Here is a 22941-nt window from a genome sequence, read left to right as displayed (position 1 = left end):
TGTTTTTTCAATTCGATATATTTCTATTTTCATACAGAAACAATATCCGGTTTTATTTTTATTCTTCTACATTCCGAAATATAACTAAGTTATGTTTCGGGCAAAAAAATTGTTTATATTCCTCGTATCTTTTTCCATCCCTCATTAAAGAACTCCGAAATCAAAGTTGCATTCAATTTCACTTCTTCTTTACTTTTAGAATGAACTGCTACTTCCGATAACGCATAAAAGTACGCATGGTTGATTAGATGAATTCCTCTATTAGTTATCACATTATTTACATGATCCACTCCGTATATCATACTTAAAATTTCAAAGTGATTTTTATCTTCTTTCTCAATAATTCCGTCTAAAAAGTTGTTAAATTTTGTTCCATAAGAACCAAAGACCAGTAATTCAAATGCATCTTTATGTTCAAAGAAATATAGAACCATTTTAATAGCACCTTGTGCTTTTGATTCTAAAATCTTGGAAATCGTTTCTTTCTTTATATGACTTTCTCTTTTATAAACATCAAAACTCTTATCTTCATACATAGCATAAGAGCTTTGTATCTGATTCACGATTGGCTCTACTAATTCGGTGAAAAGAGCTTCCTTATCTTCAAAATGACCATAAAAAGCACCTGTAGTTACACCCGCCGCTTTGCAGATTGCTCTTAAATTAGCTTTTTCAAATCCCTGTGTTTTAAAAATATTCTTTCCACAATCCAATATTTTTTTATGAGTTGCTTCGTAATCGCCATTAGCCACGTTTTACTCCTCCTTTCTCCAAATATAACTTAGTTATATTGTACTGCCTGCCATCTCAAATTTCAAGAACAAAAGTTGTACTATTTTACTTTTATATGTCAAAAAGTATCGAGAATACTACAAGGAACATAAAGCAAATCCATCTGAGTATCCATATCCATCGTACTACGCATATCAACACCGATAAGAGAGGAGATAAGAAGTCCTCCTTTTAATATAAAATTCTCACTATATTTTGATTTGGAGAGTTTTTCAAGTATTCCTTCAAACAAGCACATCTGAAGTAGAGAGTTCGGATTAACTCCCGTTTTCTTAGATATGTTCCTAATCGCTCCTTTTATCTGTTCCGATGTTTTCATAATAACACCTCCGTATATCGTTTTAAAGCTTGCTCCATATTCATCTTAATAGCATATTTCGACAGTTTTAATAAATTTTTCTCCTTACCTGCAAAGTAAGATTTTATTGCTTCGCTAAATACTTGTGCATCTATTCTGTCCTTATCTTTGATAATATCAAGTATGGTTCTTTCTTTGTCATACACTGATATTTCTCTGCCAAAAGGACTGGTTATAGTTATTTTCCCAATATCGTAATAATCTTTTTTTACATACTTAAAAATAATATTATCTCTTGCCGACTTAACTCTGCTGACATTATCTCCTACCTTTACAGTCATCACATAAATAAGGGGCATTCGTGTTGATAATCCTTGTAAATATGCCGCTGTTTCGTGAGAAAAAATACCTTTGGGTATTCTGTATGAGAAATAAAGATACTCATCAATATTCTCATCCGGAAGTGCATAGAGTCCGTTGGCTATTTTTTCAAGTTCTTCTTTTATGGTTAATTCTTTTAGGATATCCTTATGAATACCAAGATTTAAGGCTTCTCTGGTAGTTATAATCCCATTATTTTCTTTTATTTTTTTTAGCAGCAGTTCCCGTTTACTCATTCCTATCACCGCCTTTTCGTTCTTAAATTATAGTATTTATAAGAACAAAAGTCAATATTTTAAAAAAAAGAGCCGGTGCAATCCGAAGACCGCACCGACCATAAATTTATCTCTCCGTTTCTTTTGGCTTTTCTTTACTTTCTTTAGATTTTTCCTTATCTTCCGCCTGATATTTCTTGATAGCTCCAAGGACGGATTCTTTCTTTTCCTCCTGTCCTTTCATCTGTTCTTTCGCCTTTAAGAGCTTTGAGGATAATATCCTTAGTCAAACTTCATCAAAAAAACTAAGTTGCTTTGAAATATCCTTACCTTCAAATAAATTGAGATAGTTAAATATCGCATCATTATCATGAACGATACCGTTCCGCTCACAGAATTCGTGAAATCCACCCATTAGTTTTTTATTGTTTACGCTGTTTGCAACATAATTGTTTCCGTATTCTCTCATGTATCGTTCTTTCAGCTTTGGAAACTTTTTATCTAGCTGCGAATAAAAATACTCTCTATTTCCCTCTCTGAGTGTAACTCCCATACCAAAGCATATTATTCCAAACACTTTTGCTTCCTTGCAATAATTTAAAATACCAATAATGTTTCCCTCCGTATCGTTGATAAATGGCAGTATCGGAGTTAACCAAACTACTGTTGGTATTCCCTCATCACGCAATATTTTTAATGCTTCAACCCTTTCTTTTGTTGTTGAAACATTTGGCTCTATCTTTTTACAAAGTTCTTCATCATAAGTTGTTAGTGTCATTTGAATTACACACTTTGTTTTTGAATTTATTTCCTTAAACAAATCTAAATCCCTCAAAACATTAGCGGACTTTGTTATAAGCGTTATGCCGAAACCATATTTATTTACTATCTCAAGTGCCTGTCTTGTATAATTTAGTTTAAGTTCCTCTTTAATGTATGGATCAGTCATAGACCCCAAACCAATCATGCATTTTTTTCGCTTTCGTTTTAGGCTCTCTTCCAAAAGACTGATTCCATTTTCTTTTACTTCTACATCTTCAAATTTATGATTCATCTGATAGCATTTACTTCTTGAGTCGCAATAAATACATCCATGAGTGCAACCTCTAAACAAATTCATTCCATTCTTTGAAGAAAGTATTCCTTTTACTTTTGTAAAATGCACTTTACTATCCTATTCCGGCTATTTTGACTTACAGTTTTTCTGATGAGCCTTTAGCTTTTTCATTGCCCAATCATAATGACTTGCAGTCGTACTCACAAAATAGGAACCCAGCGTACTCCCTCCAACCCATTTATATACACCTTTTGAAAAAAGTTCTTCGTTTGTAAAGGTTTCAGCCAACTGTAAAACATCGCTATGGGATTTATGAAACATTTTAGTTGCATTTTCAAGAGAAGTATTTTGATGTTTTTTCCAAAACTCCACATTCATATCACCATAAGTTTTCCAGTTATATGGTTCAGGCAAAAATGGTTTTTCTTCGCCCTTTTGATTGGAATGTACCCAATTCAAAATAAGCTGATGCCATTCATAGAGATGGATTAAAACATCTCTTAAGTTTTTATCTCTTTTCCAATGGGCTTCTTTTTTCTTTTCCTCTTTTGAAAAATCAAATGGTGTATTTAACTCTTCCTCAGTCATCTTTGAAATAAGTAAATCTAACTTTTCATAGTTTTCTTTAGCAGCAATCATTAAATCATTTTTTGTCGTCGGTCTCGACATAACAAATTCCTCCTATTTCACTGAATATCTTAATATGGTTTTTTGCTTTTCTTCTGATGTCCTGTTTTTATTACTTAGGTATATTTCTTTATGAAAATCATCTATTCTTGTAAGATCAAGTTTTCTTGCAAATTCATCCATCTGTTCAAATGATTTTGGCTCCTCATCATAACTTCCAACATGTAAAATCTGAATAGATTTACCCTCTTCTATTTCTCTAAAACTCATCTCATCATACAATGCGTTAGGCTTTTTCTTTTTTATATTCTCAAGTGCCTTTGTGAATATCTCTTGTGTAATAAAATCAGGTTGTTTAATCATCAATGTGTATTCCAGTTTATTTTTATCAAGCTCTTCTCCATTTACTTTTTTCCAAAATCCCTCTAACGGATATACCGTAAAATCTGCAATCTCGTTATCAGTTTTATTTTTCGTTGCATTTTTAAACATCATTTTAATGGCATAAGCAAGAGAATATAATGCGGATATTCTATCTGAAAAATCTACTTCATTCGGATTTCCTTTACCTTTTACCAAAATAAATTTTTGCTTTGGCACTTCTACAATGATAGGTGTCTGCTTCACACCATAAAGATTCTTTTCTTGTTTTCTCCATTCATATTTCATTATCCAGTCCTCCCTTTACATTTGGTTAATTTTATTATACAGGAGGATACTTGACACCATTTGTCATATTATATATTTCCCCGCCATTTTATTTATCATTTCTTTAATCTGCATTCGTATCTCTTTTGGCTCTAATACTTCTGCCCCATCTCCGAAAGAAAAAATATAATTGAATAAATTATAGTCATTCGGTATTTCTATTTCAGCATATAAATTTCCCTCATCGTCTTCTATGATTTCTCCGTTTATCTCATCATATACTCGAAAAGCAACTTTACGATCAAACTTAACTTTTATATGCACTGTGTTCTCGTGTGGCATTTCTTTCTTGAGTATTGCATCTTCAAAGTTGTCATCAAACTTTTCAGTATGGATTTCTAAATTCTTTATCCGGGACAATTTGAAATATCTAAAATCATTTCTAAGTAAGCAGAAAGCATATAGATACCAGTCCTGACTCTTGAAAAGTAGTTTAACGGGTTTAACTCTTCTACTTGTTTCTTTTTCATTGCTGCTAAAATATGTGAACGAAATAATGTTTTTACTTAAAATTGCCGACTTAATATCATTAAATGTTTGTTCATACAGCTTACTGTTTTGCCAATTATTAAAATCAACCTCTATCCAACTGGTGTTTTTCATTTTAAAGAGTGCGGAAAGTTTTGTTAGAAGCTCATTCTCATGTTGTATCGCGGTATTATCCAATCCTTGAAGAGCTGACATAATTTGCTGTTTCTCATTTTCAGACAGTAGTGATTTACTAAGCTCAAAATCTTCAGCAATTTCTATTCCGCCGCCCTTTCCTTGCAACGCATAGATGGGAATACCGGCACTGCTGATAGAGTCAATATCTCGATATATTGTCCTGACTGACACCTCAAATTTATCTGCAAGTTCACTTGCCGTAACTTTTCCCTTTTCTAAAATATAATATAGTATCCTAAATAACCTATTATCTTTCATCGTCTTAACATCTCCTATATTTATTATATCATATTAACTTGACATATGTTGTCATATTAAAAGCTTTTTTTCAATTCTGATGATATTACTTACCTCATTTGGTATAACATAAGATATACATTTAAAACTTGCTTAATGCTTGCTACCATAATCATTCTTTTGTAGCAAGCACAGTAAGTGTACGGACACTTAGGAAAAACGCCTGAAATGGCACACCAGATTGGTCTTGAGTTATGTAAAAAAATCCTAAAAGATGAATATGAGTTTGTCTTATCAACGCATATAGATAAAGAGCATATCCATAATCATATCATCTTCAACTCTGAATACGATGGCGGAATCCGTTATTTTCATCAGAGAACATGGGCTTAAATCCGTTCAGCAGCTTGACGAATTTATTCAAAAAAGTGCTGATGAAAGGCAAAATTTACAGGATAAAATCAAGGTTATTGATAAGGAAATATCTTCAATTCTATCCCTTATTGTTTTGTAATCCATGTTTTTATATCTCCTTTTTTCAAACAAAAAAGGCGGTTAGATTTTACTCTAATCACCTTCGCTATATACCAAATATTATTACTCTATTTCAATTTTTTAATTGATTCACTTTCAGATAGTATCTTCATTTGTTCAATAGCTATTGCATTTAATTTTTCCAATCTTTCAGATTGGCTCATGCCTTCATTTATAAATACCGCATTAAGATTCTCAAGATTAGAAAGGCAGACAAGCTGTGATATATCCGCATAATCTCTAATATTGCCTTTTAAATCCGGATTTTCATCACGCCACTCCTTAGCTGTTATTCCAAATAGAGAAACATTAAGAATATCCGCTTCACTTGCATAAATAAAATTGATTTTTTCTTTTGAAAGTTTATCCGGTACAAGTTTGTTTTTAATGGCATCTGTGTGAATTCTATAATTGATTTTTGCCAAATTTCTCTTAATATCCCATCCTAACTTCTTTTGTTCTTCTTCCTTTAGGCGTTCAAATTCCTTGATTAAATATAATTTAAAGTATGGCGATACCCAAGAAGCAAACTCAAACGCTATATCTTTATGAGCATAAGTTCCACCATATCTTCCTGCTCTCGCAACGATACCGATAGAATTAGTTTTTTCCACCCATTGCTTGACCGATAATATAAAATGGTTAAATCCTGCTTCATTTTTAATTCCCTCGAATTCGGGGGAATTAAAATTCGTGTTATACATTTCTTCCCAAATACCTAAAAACTCATATCAGATAATTCCATTTCCCACTTTGCTGTCGTTATGCAAGCCTTGATATTAGGTTTCTGTTCGTCAGGCTACGATTTTGCTATTGCTTCTTCTCGTCCACACCTCACGATGTGAATCTTGCAAGTCACTATGGAGTTCGTCGGCAACTACGCCCTTTGCGGACTTTCACCACAGACTGACGGCATGCCTGTCATACATAAAATAGGCAATAGGATTTATTTCTATTACCTAAATACTAAATAACTTATTTAATTTAGAAAAAATTTAATTATTTTCTAATACAATACCCCTATATTCACCGTCTCCCTTATTCAATAGATTTTAACGCTTCAACCATGTCAATTTTTCTTATTCTCATAGAAACAACCAAATTGACTAAAACAGAAAATCCTATAACACAGAATATAACTATCAAAAAATGGTCTTTAGCAATAATAGGAGTCCATTCCATACTATCCATGGAAACAACTCTTATATATAACTTCAAAAACTGCTTGCTCAAAGGAATTCCTATAACAAATCCAGTCAAAAGATTTAGAACACTCTCCTTAAATACCATTCCCATAATTTCACTATGTTTAAATCCTATGACCTTCATTGTGGCATATTCACGATAACGTTCAAGATATGACAAGATACCAAGATCATATAGAATAACGACACTTAATACAAATGCTGCCACAATCAATATATACATAATTGAATGAACGCTATCCATCATCTCCTTCATGTTGTCCTGTTGCTTTTTTATAGATATTATATTGCTTATTGATTCTTCTTTTTTTGCTTGTTCATAAGCTTCACTATCTCCTATATAAATTGTGTTAGGTTCAAAGTTTTTTACCTTATCTTTGTATATAAAAATACCTTGAGGGATCTTTGCATCCACGATTGCCGTAACAGTAACCCTATGCTCGTTTAATGAACTCTTAGTCTTATATGCAATCTTATCTCCAACTTTAACATCAAGTTGTTCTGCCAACTGAGAAGCAATTGCTACCTCATCTTTTTCTATCCTGATTTTCTTTTTTGATTTTGCGTCAAAAATTCTAATTTTGTCACCCGAATCAAGCACTAAAAGAGAACCCGATTTTTCAATTCCGTGGAAAGAAAAATCAGCCGTTTCACTCTGTGCAAACTGAACATCAAAAGAATTAAATTTGTGACTTAAATTATTATAAGATTCTCCGTATACCTGTCCAATATACTTATAACAGAATTCATTATTATAAACATCTTGATATGAACTATAAAGAGAATCCCACACACCAAGACCGGCAACCATCAATACAATGCTCCCCACGATTGCAGTTATACTCATGAATGTTCTGATTGGATGAATGCGAATGCTCCTGAGCGTCCAAAGCCAATCATATGACAATCTTGATTTTTTGTATATTCCGGGACCACCTGACTTCTTATCGAGCATACCTTTAATTGTAAAAGAAGGATTGTTTTTAACCACCTTCCTTGTAGTAATAATCGCAGCCAAGGTACAAACCGTAAGAATCAGTACAATCAAGATCATACTATCTATGCCAAAGGATTTTTTCCATATAGGAAGCGTTAGTGTCGCCTTTTTTATATTCATAACAAGATTTGCCACCACTGTATATCCGAAAATCACCCCAACAAGGCTTCCTATGATAGCCACCAAAAATCCATATGCTCCATAGTGAAAATAAATTTGTCTGTCGTAAAATCCTAAAGATTTAAGTGTGCCAATCTGAACCATCTGATTACTTATAAGACGGCTCATCGTAGTATAAATTGATAAAATTGATAACAAGATAAATACAATTGAAAACAGCATCGCCATTTTGTGAATTTGATTTATTTCCTCATCAACCTGAGTGATAGAAATTTTATTCTCCTTCATGACTACTGATGAAAAAGAATCTCCCATTATCCGTTTAATATCTTTTTCCAGCTTTGACTTGGAAACCGGTTTTTCCAGTAAATCAAGTCTCACTTGATTATAAGATACTATTCCCAAAATTTTATTTATATATTTTTCACTTATATAAGCATAACCGTGTCGTTTATGATCCGGAACTGTTTCTGCATAAGAAGTAATAAAATATATATTTTCTGCATCAAGAACAGTCCCCAAAATCTTTACTTTCTTCTTAATCCCCTTAAACTCAAGTACAATCTTATCACCCTCTTTCAGATTGTGTATCTTGGCGTAATCTTCGTCAATCCATATACCTTCTTCATCATCTTTTAGGGGGTGCCCGCTTCTAAGGAGCGGATTCATGAGTTTTTTAGTGCTGCTTGTAAATGAATTAATATAAAGCTCTGAATCTTCATTATCAATTTTCGTATTAAACTTAACAAACATTGATCCTTCAGCCTGATTTACATAAGGCAATTTTTTTATATTTGAGATATCTTCATCGCTTATATTTACCCCATCGATATAAGCATCTGCTAAGTTAGTTTTTTCTTTGTAATCAGTATATGATTCATCCATCCCAGTCCACACTGAACTCATTCCACAGTAAATCGAAACCGAGATAAGAGCCATAATAAGTACCGACACAAACTGTTTCCACTGTTGCATTATATCTCTAATAAATTTTTTATTTAAATATTTCATTACCAGAAAACCTCCTCCATAGAAATAGGATTTTTCTGATCCATAATTTCACTGACTTCACCATCTCTAAGTCTGATAAGTCTATCTGCCGCAGGTGCCACTGCAGCATTGTGAGTTACCAAAACTACTGTATGGCCATAATCTTTTGCCATGGAAGAAAGCGTAATTAAAACTTTTTTCCCGGTTTCGCTGTCAAGAGCCGCTGTAGGTTCATCACAAAGAAGCAGCTTAGGATTCTTGCAAAGAGCTCTTGCTATGGATACTCTCTGAAGCTCTCCTCCCGATAAGCGAGACGGCAAATTTTCTGCTCTGTCTTTCAATCCTACCATTTCTAATGCTTCATCAGCCGAAATGGAAACATCAGATAATTTGGATACCATATCTACATTTTCATAAGCTGTAAGAGTCGGTATAAGATTATAAAATTGAAAAACAAAACCAATATCTTTGCGACGATAAAGAGTGCGTTCCTTATTGGTAAATTTTGATATATTGTTCTCTCCTACATAAATCTCTCCTCTCGTAACATAATCCATACCTCCAAGAAGATTTAAAAAAGTAGATTTTCCTGAACCGGAAGGTCCTAAAATCACTGTAAAATCACCTTGTCTAATTTCTAAATTCACATTATTCAGAGCCTTTATTACATTACTTCCAACATGATATTCTCTTGTTACATTTTGAAAACGAATAAAACTCATCTTTTTTCTCCTTTCTGCATAACATAATTTTTAAACTATATATTGGGTTTTCCCATTGCTCTTAATCACGTCAGATACCTGTTATTGCAAGTATATGGCTTATTAAAGCGTATTATTAATGTGAGCTATAGCTCATGTTAATAATACTTCTTTTTTTGCTGCTTTGTCAATATAATATGAGTAGTTGCTCGTATTATGTTCTTGATTTTTTTAATGAACATGATACACTTATATTGGAAAACTTTTGTTTAATTAATTTGTCTGTAAAATCTAGATTTGTACAAGATTTTAATTGAGAGACTCATCGTTATTACAAAAAATTCAACACCCACTGTTGCGTATTGGAGATGTTATGAAAAGTAAAGAATCAAAACAAAAGAATACTAGAATACCGAAACAAAAAAGAAGTATCGAAAGAAAAAAACTCATAAAAAATACTGCTCTTCTCCTTTTTTCAGAGAAAGATTATGCAAATGTAAGTACAAATGAAATTGCAAAAACTGCGGGCGTATCCATTGGTTCGCTTTATAGCTACTATCCAAATAAAAAAGCAATTTATGATGAGCTCGTAAAAGATCTTTATTCAAATATCTTAGAAAAAATCATTCCGGAAGATTTATCACAATTTTCATTCTTTGAAATAATTAAAAAATATATTATATTTATCTTAGATAGTCACAGTTATCTAACATTGTTTCAAAAGAAAATTACGGCTCTTTCTTATCAAAGCGATGATTTTCGTGAACTTGAAAAGCCTTATCGCATATTTGCTACAAATAAAATTCTCTCATTGCTTGAATTTTATAGTCCAAATCTCAAGATAAAAGACCTTTCCACAGCATCATTTATAATTCATACAACTGTGGAAAGTATAGTTCATGAACTAGCTTTTTATCCTGATGAAACACAAAACAAAGAAAAAGTAATTAATGAATTTGCGGAAATGTTGTATAACTATCTCTTCAAAGAGCCTCTTTAATTAATGTCATTACACCATTTCAACTCTTTAAAAGGATCTGTAAATAATTTTGTGCATTAACCTAAACCTTAATAAAGGCTCTCTTTTTTCTCTTCCATGTGTTCAGCCTAGCTCATAAATATGTGTCCAGAATTCTGGGTACATATCATTTTTGATTTACTGTTCTGTGTTAGTTTTTATTAAATTGTTAGTTATGCAAACTGTGGTTTGCTGAATGGATTTTTCAACCCCTTCTCGTTTTACCCACATCTTTGCAATACATTCCATTATGACCGTAGCGGTGTCAAAGTTTTTATGAATGATAGAAAGTATCTTGGCATTTTCTTCAGCGTTATTTTCATCAGAGAACATGGGATTAAATCCGTTCAGCAGCTTGACGAATTTATTCAAAAAAGTGCTGATGAAAGGCAATATTTTTTACTTCAGAAGTTAAATCTTTGAACTTCTGTACTACTGATTTTTCTTGCAGCATGCTTAAGAAGTCTTTCACATAGATAATGTTGGGCTTTCCAAGACCAACTCTGACTCTTTCTATCAGTCCTATTCCATTCTTTTTATCTAAAATTCGCAAAGAAAAAAGACGACAGTTGTTACCATCGTCTTTTGCCACCACTAATGAAATTTTTAGATTGATTTTACCCCTTTGTTGACCACATGGAGAAACGCAATAATACTTGCACCAAGCATCGGAATGCCATAAGGACTAAACAAAAATCCTAAAAACAATGCTTCTATGCCCAGTATAGTTTTATTTTGGATAAAGGAAGCTATCGCTCCTACCACGCATATTATCATGAGAAAGTATAGCAATACCGTACCTATGCCAAGCAAAAAAGCCATAAAAGCTATTAGGATACTTAATAGCAGGCTGATTGGAAACAAAAGTATCTTGATGATCCATCTTAACATTACTTAGTCCTCTCTTTCAAAATCAGTCTTTGTGTCTCCACACACCATATCAATACAAACATTCACATCAGCATGATTTTTTAGGATCTTTTTTCTTCCTCCATCGAAATCTTCTACAGACACAAAATGCTTGTAAAACTGCCTAAAATGGAGGATTTTCACGATTCCTCTTTTTGTAGTAACGCTATAGTCTCCACATGGCCGCTTCTCGAGAAATTATCAATACCCACCCACTTCTCCAGCACATATCCACTTTCTCTTAGATACTTCATATCTCTTGCTAGGCTTCCCGGATCACAACTTACATAGACAATTCTCTTGGGGCTAAGTTCCAATACTGCGGAAAGGCAAGCTTCGTCACATCCTTTTCTGGGGGGATCCAAGGAAACCACATCCACCAGATGTCCCACGTCCTTGCCTTCTCTCTTCTGTTCTTCTACCCACTTGGGAAGGACTTCCTCTGCCGCTCCCACATAGAATTCTGTATTATGGAGGCCGTTCTTTTCCGCATTTTTCTTGGCATTCTCTATGGCTTCCGGAACGATTTCCAGCCCGTAAACCTGCTTAGCCTTTTGGGCAAGAAATAAGGAAATGGTGCCGATTCCGCAGTAACAGTCCCAAACGGTTTCTTCTCCTGTAAGGGCTGCATATTCAAGAGCTTTCCCATAGATTTTCTCGGTCTGGGCAGGATTTACCTGATAAAATGAAGGTACGGAAATAGAGAAGCTAAGCTCCCCGATTTTATCCTCTATGCTGTCTTTTCCGTAAAGGCAGCGGGTTTCTCTTCCCAAAATGGCATTGTCTCTACCTTCGTTAATATTCACGCAAAGACCGACAATCCTTCCTTGAACTGTCCCATTTTTCCAACAATGATCATTGACTTTGCTTTGTACATCCATTCCATAAGGAATATCTGTTCCGCAGTGTACATCCACCCCACAGCGCACATCTACTCCGCTTTGTACATCCATTCCACAGGGAATATCCGCTTCTCTTTGTAAATCGCCTTCCTCAGCACTTAGCGATAACCCCTGCAACCGCTCCCATAGCTCTTTTCCATGGGGCAGGCTCTTTCCGTTTAGCACAAGGCAAAGCAAGATTTCTCCGGTAGAAAAGCCCTTTCTTAAGAAAATATGGCGAAGTAGACCCTTCCCTGTTTCCTCCTCATAGCCGGAAATTTGATATTCCCTTGCCCATTCTTTGATGCAGTTTAAAATCAAGGGATTCTCTTCACTGTTAATCAGGCAGTCCTCGGTTTCGATAATGCGGTGGCTATGAAAGCCGTAGAAGCCCATCTTTAAGCCCGAAAGCTCTTTTCTCACTACGGACATGGAATTTATATTTCCTTCTCTTTTCCCGTCCACAATGCAATTTTTTGCCGTTTTCTTTTTCCTATCAAGAGCAGAATTTTCTCCTATCTGCTCTGTTTCAACATGCAATTCTTTCCCGTTCTGCACCGGATACTGGGCTTTATTCCGATAGCGCACAGTCTTTCCCCCGAGGATTCCCTCTCCTCTCTTACGCACTTCCTCTTCCGGAATGCCTGCAATCCGAATGAGGCTTTGGGCGATTCTATCTTCCTTCCATGCAAGCTCTTTTTCATAGGACAAATGTTGCAACTGACAGCCTCCGCATTTTCCCGCGACAGGGCAAAGGGGTGTAATGCGATACGGGGAAGGCTTTAGTAGCTTTTCCACCTTGGCATAGGCATAATTTTTCTTCACCTTTAGGATTCTAGCCTCTACCAGATCTCCCATCACACTGTCCTTCACGAAAAAAACCAAGCCGTCGCTTTTTCCGACGCCCTGGCCTTCTTCCGTTAAGTCCGTAATTTCTAAAATGATAAGCTCATTCTTTTTATAGCTTTTCGTATTTTGCACTCTTTCCTTCGACTGTAAGCTTTCTTCCTGATTGCTTTCCTGATTGCTTTCCCGATTACTCTCTTTTCCTATTTTCTGCATAGACCTCTTCAACCTTACTGCTTTAAAAGCAAATTCTTCACCCTCAGCTATTCAAGCTTTCGTACTTCAACCTTTCTCCATTTATCCGGTTCCGGACTTCTCCTCCTATAACTATGGGCTACCAACGCAAAAACAAACTCACAAGGCTCAAAAAAGGGAGCGCCCCTTGCTTCAAGATGATTGTCTTATCCGAGCTGAGTCCTCCATACACCGCAACTAAAAACATGATGCTTAAAATCACAACGGAAAGCTCCATGTTTCCGCCTCCCGGCCTGTAAGTACTGTAAAGAAGGGCGATTCCCAATAAACCGTTATAGATACCCTGATTTTTAAAGAGTGTATTCAGTTTTTTCCCTTTCAAGTCCTTCACACTCATTTTGAATACGCGGGCGGTGCTCTCACTGTCCGTCATAAAGGTTTCCAGCAGCATGATATACAAAAAGAGTACCGCACTGCCGCTCATAAGCATCTTATTTACGATACTGAATTCCATCTTATTTTTCTCCCTGTTTCGCAGAATGTTTTCTTCTATCAGTCTGGCATAGAACATGTTGCCGTATTGGTAGCGATAGCCGCCATTTTCTTCGACAGCAATCTTATTTCGGTAGGGGACCGTCTTCCCTCCGGACATTTCCTTCGCAAAGCTCTCCGCAAGACTGTCCTGATACAGACCGCCATGCTCCTTCACATAATAGAGAAAGCCGATTCCGTAGTTGTAGGCCTGCCAAACCGACTTTTCATCCAGAGAAAGCTCTCTCGCCTTCGTTTTTAACTCTTTATAATAGCTTAGTCCCTGTTCAATGGACTCTTCCGTATCTAAAGTATTTACGGGCAGTCCCTTAGATTCGCTGGACTGCATAACATCCTTAAGTCTTCCCCCGGACTCTACATTCATAATCGCGTAAAGTACTTCGAGATCGGCACTCAAGTCTTTTTCCTTGGCTACCTGCTCCAGCATCTCCCTATGCATAAGTACGCTTTTCGGAAAATGCCAACGATAGCTACTATTCTTTTGATACAGCAGTAGAAAAAGAGCAAAGCCAAAGAAAACAAGGAAAACAAGAAGCGCAGAATGAAAGAAGCTCCCCTTCTGCGAGTTTTTCCTATGCTGTCCGAGAATTCTTTGCCACCAGTTCCCCTTGCTGCTCTTTCTCTTCCTTTTCATTCTCTCCCTTTTTCAGCTCCGACTTTTTATCCGGGCAGGGTTTTGCGTTGGCAACACGATCTTCCTCTTCTTCAATGAAGGAAAATAAAGCAATCCCGTAACCCTTTAAGGGATAAGCAATGTGGTAATCCCTTCCGTCACACTCTCCCTTTACTACCGGGAAATATTTATCCTCCTTCACCAAGCCTTCCTCTGTAAGAAGGAGCTTCACCTTCTTCGTTTTCGGAAGTCCAACCCAATAATTATCCCTATCTACCCCTGTCATATTCACGACAAAGAGAAGACTTTCCTTCCGCTTAGTTTTTCCGCTTGTGAAAGCTCCCTTCTCTGTCTCTATTCCCTTTCCTACTTTCTTATCTTTACCCATATGGTTTTTGCAATTTCGGATAAAGCTATAAATCGAGCGGGAGCTGTCATCCGCATTTACCCAGGAAAAGCCCTCATACTCGTAGTCCGCCTCGTAGAACGCCGGATACTCCTGATAAAGATGCAGTAAATCGCGCAGGAAATTATGGAGGGAACGATTCTCCTCCTGCTCTAAAAGATACCAGTCTATGGAACGTGCTTCACTCCACTCACTGTACTGCCCGAAGTCCTGTCCCATAAAGAGAAGTTTCTTTCCGGCATGCCCCAGCATAAAGAAGTATCCGGCCTTCAAGTTTTTAAAGCGTTCCTCATCCGTACCCGGCATCTTTTCAATCATGGAGCGCTTCAGATGCACTACCTCATCATGGGAAAGCACCAAGATGAACTTCTCTGAGTAAGCATAGCTCATCCCGAAGGTCATTTTGTTATGGTGATAGCAACGGTAAAGCGGATTCTCCTCCATATAGCTTAGGAAGTCATGCATCCAGCCCATATTCCACTTGAAATGGAAGCCTAGACCTCCGTCCTCCGGAGCCTTTGTGATATCCGGCCAGGCAGTTGATTCCTCCGCAATAATAATCGCTCCGTCTTCTCTTTTTCGAATAAGGGAGTTCAGATGCTTAAAGAACTCAATCGCCTCCAGATTGCCGTTTCCGCCGAAGCGATTCGGTAGCCACTGTCCGTCTTTTCTGCCGTAATCCAAGTAAAGCATAGATGCCACGGCATCGACTCTTAGTCCGTCAATATGATACATATCATACCAGTAGAGTGCATTTCCTATCAGGAAGTTCTCCACCTCGGTCTTTCCGTAATTAAAAATCTTCGTTCCCCAGTCCGGATGCTCTCCGAGACGAGAATCCGGGTGCTCGTAGCATGCTTCGCCGTCGAAATCGGCAAGGCCATGGGCATCTTTTGGAAAATGTGCAGGCACCCAGTCCAAAATCACACCGATTCCGGCATTGTGCAGGATATCCACCATTTCCATAAAGTCCTTCGGACTGCCGTGGCGCGAAGTCGGTGCAAAGTAGCCCGTAACCTGATAGCCCCAGGAGCCGTCAAAGGGGTGCTCCGCAATACCCATGAGCTCCACATGGGTGTAGCCCATATAGTTGCAGTATTCCGCAAGATCTCTCCCCGCCTTCTGATAGCTGATGAAGCCGTTTCTTTCTGGATTTCCCTCGCGCTTCCAAGAGCCGATATGCACTTCATAGATAGCCATGGGACTTTCTTCCCAGTTTGTCTTTTTCCGGCTCTTCATCCATTCCTTATCGGTCCAAGGGAATTTTTCTATATTTGCCGTAACGGAAGCATTTCCGGGACGGAACTCGCTGGAAAAGGCATAGGGGTCTGCCTTATAAATCCACTCGTCCTTTTGTGTCAAAATAGCATACTTATAGAGCTCATTTTCTCCCATCTCAGGAATAAAGCACTCAAAAACACCGGAGTCCGCCACATTAATCATGGCATTTCCTTCCGGATTCCAGCCATTTCTGTCACAGACCAGGGATACCGCCTTCGCATGGGGTGCCCAGACCGCGAAGTGAACTCCCTTCTTTCCTTCATAAGTACAGGGGTGTGCTCCCATTTTCTCATAAATCTGATAATGTCTTCCTACTCCGAAAAGATAGCGATCCAATTCCGAAAAAAATCTGTCCATAATCCTCCCCCTATGCGTTGTAGCTCTTGTTTTACTCTTTTACCTCTTATATTACTTACTCTTCTTTTGCTCTTTTCTCTCTTATAATGCCTGTTATTTCCGCTTTTCCTGTCCTATAATACTAGTTCTGTCTTATTTCATAGTTCTGTCTTATTTCATAGTTCTGTCTTATTTCACCTTAATCATTCTTCCGCTGTGTGCAGCACAGAAAACTTTGATTTGCCCGTACTCATCCATTTCCACTTCTTCCTGCTTTATCAGATCAAAGGCAAGCGTTGCGGGAATCGGCAATTTCAGCCGAATATATTGGTCCATCGAGTCGTTGTTTAAGAGCACCAGCACTCCGCTGTTTCCGTCCGTTCGAATAAAGGCATAAAGGCGATGGTCAAGATAAAGTTCCTTGTAAGCGCCTATTTGCAATTCCGAATTCTTCCCATGAATCTCCGAAAGCTTCGCCAGATAATTCGTAAAAGCATCCGGCTTATGATCCTCCGGGATAAAAGGATTGGAAAGCAGTGCTTCTTCCTTTCTTTCCCGTTTTCCGGGTAATGCATACTCTGCGCCATAGTATAGAGAGGGCCTTCCCGGCAGAGTAAAGAGCGCCATATATATTCCGTACAAGTTCGCTCTATCCGTCAAAACCGAACTGATTCTGTCCGTTCGAGGACTCTCTAAAAAGCTGTTCATTTGCAAAAGAACCTCATGATTCTTTCCCATCGTATATGCCAGATCGTAAAAATTTTTTTCGTTAAAGGCCTTTACCAAAGCCTGGTAAAAATCATAGTGGCAAAGAGACTGGAGCGTTTCCGAATTCACATACCGTAGCGGTTCCCCCTTCCGTAAGTCTCCCAAAAGGAAGAATTCCGGTTTCATTTGTCCTGTAAAGTAACGTAAGGATTTTTGAAAATGGATGTCCAGGCTCGTGCAGTTGGCAATTCGGATGCCGTCAATGTCAAATCGCTTAATCCATTCCTTTATTTGGTCAATAATATAGATTCGAAGGTCTTCATCATCAAAATTAAAGAGCGGGTACTGCTCCTTTCTCTTCCAGGAAGCATAGGAAAATCCATCGTGAAAGGAGGAATCTCCTTGAAAATCCACATTCTTATACCATGTTTTATAGGGGGATTTGTCTCCCTTTTCGAGGATATCCCGGAAGATAAAAAATTCCCTGCAACTAAATACCACCGCTTCATCAAAAAGTACACGGATTCCCATACTATGTGCTCGATTGATATAGCGGCTGAGCTCTTCCTCGGTTCCAAGCTTCGGATTCATTTCACTAAAGCTCTTCATTCCGTAATGCAAGGGATCTCCGGAAAAAAGAGGACCAAGGATTACCGCATCCACACCCAAAACCTTGAGATACGATAAATATCCTTCCAAGCGAGATAAAGGAGACTTTTCTCCGTCTCCCTCTTCCCCGAACATTCCTCCGGGGAGAATATGGTAAAATATCGCACCATCGTACCAAGCCATCTGCTCGCTCCTCTATGCTATCTCCAATATTTCTTTTACTGATTTTTTTTACGATATCTTCTTAAACTTTATTCTTTCACTTCCAGCCGTTTCACAAACTCTCCAATCCTCTCCATGGCAATCTTTAAGTTCTCCAGGGAGTAGGCATAGGAAATACGGATAAATCCCTCTCCGGAATCTCCAAAAGCTGTTCCGGGAACTACCGCAACCTTTTCTTCCTTCAGTAATCTCTCTGCAAATTCACTACTGGAAAGGCCAAATTTCTTTATAGAAGGAAAGACATAGAAAGCTCCAAACGGTTCAAAGCAGTCCAAGCCCATTTTTCTAAAATGGTATAAAAGGAAGCGCCGCCTTTCATCATAGGCTTCACGCATTCTTTCTACATCTGCGTCTCCGTTTCGTAAGGCCTCTATCGCGGAATACTGGGAGGTGGTCGGTGCGCACATAATCGCAAACTGATGGAGCTTCAGCATCTGCTTTAAAATCCGCTCGTCCGCGCAGGCATACCCGAGTCTCCAACCGGTCATTGCATAAGCCTTGGAAAAACCGTTGATATAAACTGTTCTTTCCCGCATACCCGGAAACTCAATAATCGAGTGATGCTTTCCTTTGTAGCTTAAGGCAGCGTAAATCTCATCCGTTAAAACATAGAGATTATGCTTTAAAATAAGGGGCACTATCGCCTCCAAATCCTCTTTTTCCATGATGCTTCCCGTTGGATTGTTCGGAAAGGGAAGCACTAAAATTTTAGATTTTTCCGTAATCGCTTCTTCCAGCTTTTCCGGTGTTAAGCGAAACTCGTCCTTTTCTTCCAGAGGAATCGGCACAGGTACACCGTAGGCCATCTTTGCGCAAGGAAGATAGGAAACATAACAAGGCTCCGGAATTAAAACCTCATCTCCCGGGGTCAGGATCACACGCATGGCAAGGTCAATCGCCTCCGATCCGCCCACAGTAATCATCACTTCATCCTTCGGACTGTAGGAAATACCATGCATACTCTCTACCTTACGGCTGATTTCCTCACGAAGCTCCAAGAGTCCGGCATTCGAGGAATAAAAGGTTCTGCCCTTTTCCAAAGAATGAATGCCCTCTTCCCGAATATGCCAAGGGGTATCAAAGTCCGGCTCACCGACACCAAGGGAGATTGCATCCTTCATTTCCGAGACCAGATCAAAAAACTTTCTTATTCCACTCGGCTTAATCGAAAGAACCTCCGGATTTAAGTCTTTCATCATGGGGATACCTGCATTCTTTCATCGGATTTAGCGACATTGAGCCTTGTTCCATGATCCTTATAGCGCTTCAAGACAAAGTGCGTTGCCGTGGAAAGCACCGCCTCCATCGGTCCTAATTTCATAGACACAAAATTTGCCACTTCCTTCATGGTTCTACCCTTAATCATCACCGTAAAGTCATAGCCCCCACTCATAAGATAGAGTGCATCCACTTCTTCATACTGGTAAATACGCTCTGCAATATTGTCAAAGCCCATTCCCCTTTGCGGAGTAACCTTAACTTCAATGAGAGCGTCCACCCGTTCATCTTTCGTATTATCCCAATTAATGAGGGTGTGATAGCCACAGATTATCCCTTCCTTCTCCATAGCCTCTACTTCTCTTGCCACACTCTCCTTATCTTCTCCCAAAAGAGCTGCCAGGTCCTCCATACTAAGCTTTGCATTCTTCTCTATAATACTTAATATTTTTTCTCTCATACCGCTTCCTATTCTTCCGTCACTTTCTTTTATTATCCCATTAAGAAGACAAAGCCTTTCTCTTCGGGAATCAATAGTCTCCTAAATAGAATTCTCCGTCCTATAAAATTCTATATTTCCCAAAACAGGGAACTCTTATTCCATCTATTTTACCCAATATACCAATCGCTAGCAAGCCCGCGGAATAAAAAGATAAAAAGCCGGAATGTAAAAAAAGGATAGGAAATCGGAAAGAATTCCTATCCAAGCATCTCTGTTTTTTCTTTATGTAAGTTTCTCTCTTCTTTATGTAAGTATCCCTGTTTCCTCTTTTGTGAAAATCTCCTCCAAGCTGTCCCTTTCCTGTTTATAGAGATAAGACTCTCCGTACTCATCCTTCCGAATCCGCTTTTTTTCTTCATGAAAGCGCCCGATGCAGCTCGCCTCTATTCCCTTTTCTCTTGCAAGACCTGCAAAGTCCTCTCCCCTTTCAAGGCGAAGAAGAAAGGCGCCTTTCGAGTGAAGTGCATAAGGGGAAAGCTGAAAATGCTCGCAAAGCTCGATGGTACTTTGCAAGAAAGAAATCTTACTGTAGGAGAAGGAAAGTCCTCCCCCTCCAATCTCTCCTAAGCCGGCAAGAATTCCTCCCTTCCCAAGAGGTAAAACTTCGCTTAGAGAAAAATCACTTGCAAAGCCGGGAAACAAATCCTCTATCTTTCCTCTTTTAATTTCTCCTGCATTTTCCTTTGCCCGGATATCCTTCTCATAAAGAGGGGTAGCTTCTCCGTTTCTCTCCTTATCTGTAAAAAGATAGATATTTTCCGCGGAAAAAGAAAGCGTTTTCTCCTTCCAAAAAAGGCGGGGCAAGTCCTCTATTCGCTGTCTCTCTTCTTTTTGGTAACGTGCGGAAAAGGGAAGTGCATTTCCTTTTTCCCATAAAAAGCGGCTACCCGAGATGCCCGGGTAGCCCAGTAAAACCAGATCCTCTATCTTTTTCTCAGATTCTTCTTTATTCATCCTTTATTCCGCTTTTTACTTTTTCTATGATTAATGTTCTTTTCGTTTTGATTCCGCAAGCTATATACAGTTTTTCCGCCTACTATCGTATGCCGTTTCCCTTATTAATACTGTTTTATTACATTGTTTTACATTACTGACACTGTGTTTTTACTACACAATTACATTCTGCTGAGAAGCGGTGTCAAAACCATTCCCAAAACCATGAGAGCTGCTAACACAAGAACAATCACAGCGGTAATCGACTTTTTTTGTTTTGGACTAAGCATAAATACTCCTTTCCCTTAAAGCATTCCGATATGAGCTATAAGAATAACATGCTTTTCAGACTTTATAAATAGGTCTTCTTATAAAATTCCAGTCTTCCCAAGGCTCTTGCCAGCGCAGCCTGCGATTTCTTATATTCCATATAGCTTTGCTTCTGTCGAAGCTCCTCTTCGGCTCTCTCCTTCGCTTCCTCGGCTCTTCGAATATCCATCTCTTCCTTTGTCTCCAAAGTGTCTACAAGAAGCGTCAGACGGTTATTGGCAAATTGTAAAATGCCCTTCCCGACCTCAACATGTACCCAAGAGCCGTCCGGCTTCTGGGCATCCAGTACACCAATTTCCACCGCAACGACGATGGGAGCATGGTGCGCCATAAAGCCAATCTGTCCATCCAATGTTCGAACATTCAGATACCGAAGTTTATCATCATAGTAGACCTTGTTCGTTGCGATAACCTTTGCACTGAACAGGCCTTCATTTCCTCGCATCATAAGGAACTCCTTTAGTTCTTTAAGCTTTCCGCCTTCTTCTTCACATCATCGAGATTTCCGACATTGAAGAAAGCAAGCTCCGGAACCTGATCCATTTCTCCGTCAATAATGGCCTTAAAGCCTTCAATCGTTTCTTTTAGAGGAACATAGCGACCGGCAACACCGGTAAACTGCTCTCCCACAAAGAAGGGCTGAGAAAGGAAGTTACGTATCTTTCGTGCGCGGTACACAAGAAGCTTGTCTTCCTCGGAAAGCTCTTCCATACCGAGAATCGCAATAATATCCTGTAATTCCTTGTATTTCTGTAAAATCTGCAGCACCGCCTGTGCTGTCTCGTAATGCTCTTTTCCCACAATATCTTCTTCCAAAATACGGGAAGAAGACTCCAGAGGATCCACTGCAGGGTAAATGCCTTGCTCCACAATCTTACGGGAAAGCACAGTTGTGGCATCAAGGTGCGCGAAGGTTGTCGCCGGTGCCGGGTCGGTAAGGTCATCCGCAGGTACATAAACCGCCTGTACGGAGGTTACGGAACCGGACTTCGTGGACGCAATACGCTCCTGCAGCTGTCCCATTTCGGAGGCAAGGGTCGGCTGATAACCTACGGCAGAAGGCATTCTTCCGAGTAGGGATGAAACTTCTGAACCCGCCTGCACAAAACGGAAGATATTATCGATAAAGAGGAGCACGTCCTTATGCTGTACATCTCGGAAATACTCCGCCATAGTAAGCCCCGTCTCCGCCACTCTCATTCTGGCACCGGGCGACTCGTTCATCTGCCCGAAGACAAGCGCCGTGTTCTTGATAACACCGGACTCCGTCATCTCGTTATAGAGGTCATTTCCCTCACGAGAACGCTCCCCTACACCGGTAAAAATGGAATATCCGCCATGCTCTGTTGCGACATTTCGAATCAATTCCTGAATCAGGACCGTCTTTCCTACACCGGCACCGCCGAAGAGGCCGACCTTTCCGCCCTTCGCATAGGGAGCAATCAAGTCAATGACCTTGATTCCGGTTTCCAAGACCTCCTGCACGGGACTTTGCTCGGTAAAGGCAGGCGGTTTTCTGTGAATTTCCCATCTTTCCTCTGTCGTAATCGGGTCTTTTCTGTCAATGGTCTCTCCCAAAACATTAAAGAGTCTTCCGAGAGTTTCCTCTCCTACCGGAACGGCAATCCCTCTCCCTGTGGACTGCACTTCCATATCTCTTTCCAATCCCTCGCTGGGAGATAACATGATACAGCGGACTGTATTGTCTCCTAAATGGTCTGCCACTTCCATGGTCGACTTTACCCCGTGGTTGTCCACCGTAAGAGCTGTCTTAATGGTAGGAAGCGGATTTTCCATAAATTCCACATCCACAACAGGACCCATAACCTGTACGATTTTTCCTGTTTGCATCTA

At 38.8% G+C, this 22941-nt stretch carries 19 protein-coding genes and 4 pseudogenes; 2 read left to right on the top strand and 21 right to left on the bottom strand.

What is annotated here, in order from left to right:
• Window positions 1-113: 113 nt before the first annotated feature.
• The 8 genes and pseudogenes from HMPREF9625_RS00820 to HMPREF9625_RS00785 form a co-directional block, all read right to left on the bottom strand.
• The gene (locus tag HMPREF9625_RS00820) at window positions 114-752 is read right to left on the bottom strand and encodes a TetR/AcrR family transcriptional regulator (protein ID WP_009535180.1); all 639 of its coding nucleotides are present in this window, start codon (window positions 750-752) and stop codon (window positions 114-116) included.
• A 140-nt stretch (window positions 753-892) separates the two neighbouring features.
• Window positions 893-1111, bottom strand: a pseudogene (locus HMPREF9625_RS00815) (nucleotidyl transferase AbiEii/AbiGii toxin family protein); the annotation flags it as partial.
• On the bottom strand, window positions 1108-1707 hold the full coding sequence (locus tag HMPREF9625_RS00810) for a type IV toxin-antitoxin system AbiEi family antitoxin domain-containing protein (protein WP_009535182.1): 600 nt from the start codon (window positions 1705-1707) through the stop codon (window positions 1108-1110). The gene HMPREF9625_RS00810 and the pseudogene HMPREF9625_RS00815, both read right to left, overlap by 4 nt.
• A 106-nt stretch (window positions 1708-1813) precedes the next feature.
• Window positions 1814-1972, bottom strand: a pseudogene (locus tag HMPREF9625_RS11405) (DNA-binding protein); the annotation flags it as partial.
• Window positions 1973-2851: an SPL family radical SAM protein gene (locus HMPREF9625_RS00800; RefSeq protein ID WP_009535183.1), complete on the bottom strand. Its 879-nt coding sequence runs from the start codon at window positions 2849-2851 to the stop codon at window positions 1973-1975. It lies immediately after the preceding pseudogene.
• Between the two features lie 18 nt (window positions 2852-2869).
• Window positions 2870-3412, bottom strand: coding sequence for a ClbS/DfsB family four-helix bundle protein (locus tag HMPREF9625_RS00795; RefSeq protein WP_009535184.1), 543 nt, complete (start codon window positions 3410-3412; stop codon window positions 2870-2872).
• Window positions 3413-3424: 12 nt separating this feature from the next.
• Window positions 3425-4039 (bottom strand): GyrI-like domain-containing protein, encoded by a 615-nt coding sequence (locus tag HMPREF9625_RS00790; protein ID WP_009535185.1) that lies wholly within the window; start codon window positions 4037-4039, stop codon window positions 3425-3427.
• A gap of 63 nt (window positions 4040-4102) precedes the next feature.
• Window positions 4103-5002, bottom strand: coding sequence for a helix-turn-helix transcriptional regulator (locus HMPREF9625_RS00785; protein ID WP_009535186.1), 900 nt, complete (start codon window positions 5000-5002; stop codon window positions 4103-4105).
• A gap of 198 nt (window positions 5003-5200) precedes the next feature.
• On the opposite strand from HMPREF9625_RS00785, the pseudogene HMPREF9625_RS11545 reads away from it, so the two are divergent.
• Window positions 5201-5326: pseudogene (locus tag HMPREF9625_RS11545) on the top strand (relaxase/mobilization nuclease domain-containing protein); the annotation flags it as partial.
• Between the two features lie 257 nt (window positions 5327-5583).
• Here the strand turns inward: HMPREF9625_RS11545 and HMPREF9625_RS00775 are convergent.
• The 3 genes and pseudogenes from HMPREF9625_RS00775 to HMPREF9625_RS00765 form a co-directional block, all read right to left on the bottom strand.
• Window positions 5584-6243 (bottom strand): annotated as a pseudogene (locus HMPREF9625_RS00775) (KilA-N domain-containing protein); the annotation flags it as partial.
• A 310-nt stretch (window positions 6244-6553) separates the two neighbouring features.
• On the bottom strand, window positions 6554-8848 hold the full coding sequence (locus HMPREF9625_RS00770) for an ABC transporter permease (protein WP_009535189.1): 2295 nt from the start codon (window positions 8846-8848) through the stop codon (window positions 6554-6556).
• Complete coding sequence (locus HMPREF9625_RS00765) at window positions 8848-9549, bottom strand: ABC transporter ATP-binding protein (RefSeq protein WP_009535190.1); 702 nt, start codon at window positions 9547-9549, stop codon at window positions 8848-8850. Before HMPREF9625_RS00765 ends, HMPREF9625_RS00770 begins: the two co-directional genes overlap by 1 nt.
• A 352-nt stretch (window positions 9550-9901) precedes the next feature.
• Here HMPREF9625_RS00765 and HMPREF9625_RS00760 point away from each other — a divergent pair, with 352 nt between their 5' ends.
• Entirely contained in the window at window positions 9902-10528 is a 627-nt protein-coding gene (locus HMPREF9625_RS00760) for a TetR/AcrR family transcriptional regulator (protein WP_009535191.1), read from the top strand.
• A 624-nt stretch (window positions 10529-11152) separates the two neighbouring features.
• On the opposite strand, the gene HMPREF9625_RS00745 is transcribed toward HMPREF9625_RS00760, so the two are convergent.
• The 10 genes from HMPREF9625_RS00745 to atpD all read right to left on the bottom strand — a co-directional run bounded on the left by HMPREF9625_RS00745 (window position 11153) and on the right by atpD (window position 22938).
• Window positions 11153-11437 (bottom strand): CD1845 family protein, encoded by a 285-nt coding sequence (locus HMPREF9625_RS00745; RefSeq protein WP_009535193.1) that lies wholly within the window; start codon window positions 11435-11437, stop codon window positions 11153-11155.
• A gap of 158 nt (window positions 11438-11595) precedes the next feature.
• Entirely contained in the window at window positions 11596-13398 is a 1803-nt protein-coding gene (rlmD, locus tag HMPREF9625_RS00740; RefSeq protein WP_009535194.1) for a 23S rRNA (uracil(1939)-C(5))-methyltransferase RlmD, read from the bottom strand.
• Between the two features lie 118 nt (window positions 13399-13516).
• Window positions 13517-14563, bottom strand: coding sequence for a DUF1304 family protein (locus HMPREF9625_RS00735; RefSeq protein ID WP_009535195.1), 1047 nt, complete (start codon window positions 14561-14563; stop codon window positions 13517-13519).
• On the bottom strand, window positions 14502-16586 hold the full coding sequence (gene glgB, locus HMPREF9625_RS00730; protein WP_009535196.1) for a 1,4-alpha-glucan branching protein GlgB: 2085 nt from the start codon (window positions 16584-16586) through the stop codon (window positions 14502-14504). The genes HMPREF9625_RS00735 and glgB overlap by 62 nt, the downstream gene beginning before the upstream one ends.
• A gap of 168 nt (window positions 16587-16754) precedes the next feature.
• The gene (locus HMPREF9625_RS00725; protein WP_009535197.1) at window positions 16755-18065 is read right to left on the bottom strand and encodes an alpha-amylase family glycosyl hydrolase; all 1311 of its coding nucleotides are present in this window, start codon (window positions 18063-18065) and stop codon (window positions 16755-16757) included.
• 68 nt (window positions 18066-18133) lie between these two features.
• A complete protein-coding gene (locus HMPREF9625_RS00720; protein ID WP_009535198.1) occupies window positions 18134-19303 on the bottom strand; it encodes an aminotransferase class I/II-fold pyridoxal phosphate-dependent enzyme in 1170 nt (389 codons plus the stop codon).
• A complete protein-coding gene (locus tag HMPREF9625_RS00715) occupies window positions 19300-19782 on the bottom strand; it encodes an Lrp/AsnC family transcriptional regulator (RefSeq protein WP_009535199.1) in 483 nt (160 codons plus the stop codon). Before HMPREF9625_RS00715 ends, HMPREF9625_RS00720 begins: the two co-directional genes overlap by 4 nt.
• A gap of 285 nt (window positions 19783-20067) precedes the next feature.
• Complete coding sequence (locus HMPREF9625_RS00710; protein ID WP_009535200.1) at window positions 20068-20778, bottom strand: AIR synthase family protein; 711 nt, start codon at window positions 20776-20778, stop codon at window positions 20068-20070.
• Between the two features lie 331 nt (window positions 20779-21109).
• Window positions 21110-21535, bottom strand: coding sequence for an ATP synthase F1 subunit epsilon (gene atpC, locus HMPREF9625_RS00705; RefSeq protein ID WP_009428699.1), 426 nt, complete (start codon window positions 21533-21535; stop codon window positions 21110-21112).
• 11 nt (window positions 21536-21546) lie between these two features.
• Window positions 21547-22938, bottom strand: a complete 1392-nt coding sequence (atpD, locus tag HMPREF9625_RS00700) for a F0F1 ATP synthase subunit beta (RefSeq protein WP_009535202.1) — start codon at window positions 22936-22938, stop codon at window positions 21547-21549.
• Window positions 22939-22941 lie beyond the last annotated feature (3 nt).

It is taken from the genome of Oribacterium parvum ACB1, assembly GCF_000238055.2.
GTDB classification, from domain to species: Bacteria; Bacillota; Clostridia; order Lachnospirales; family Lachnospiraceae; genus Oribacterium; species Oribacterium parvum.
The sequence above is the reverse complement of the archived record's forward strand: the minus strand, read 5'-3'. Positions and strand labels throughout refer to the sequence as shown.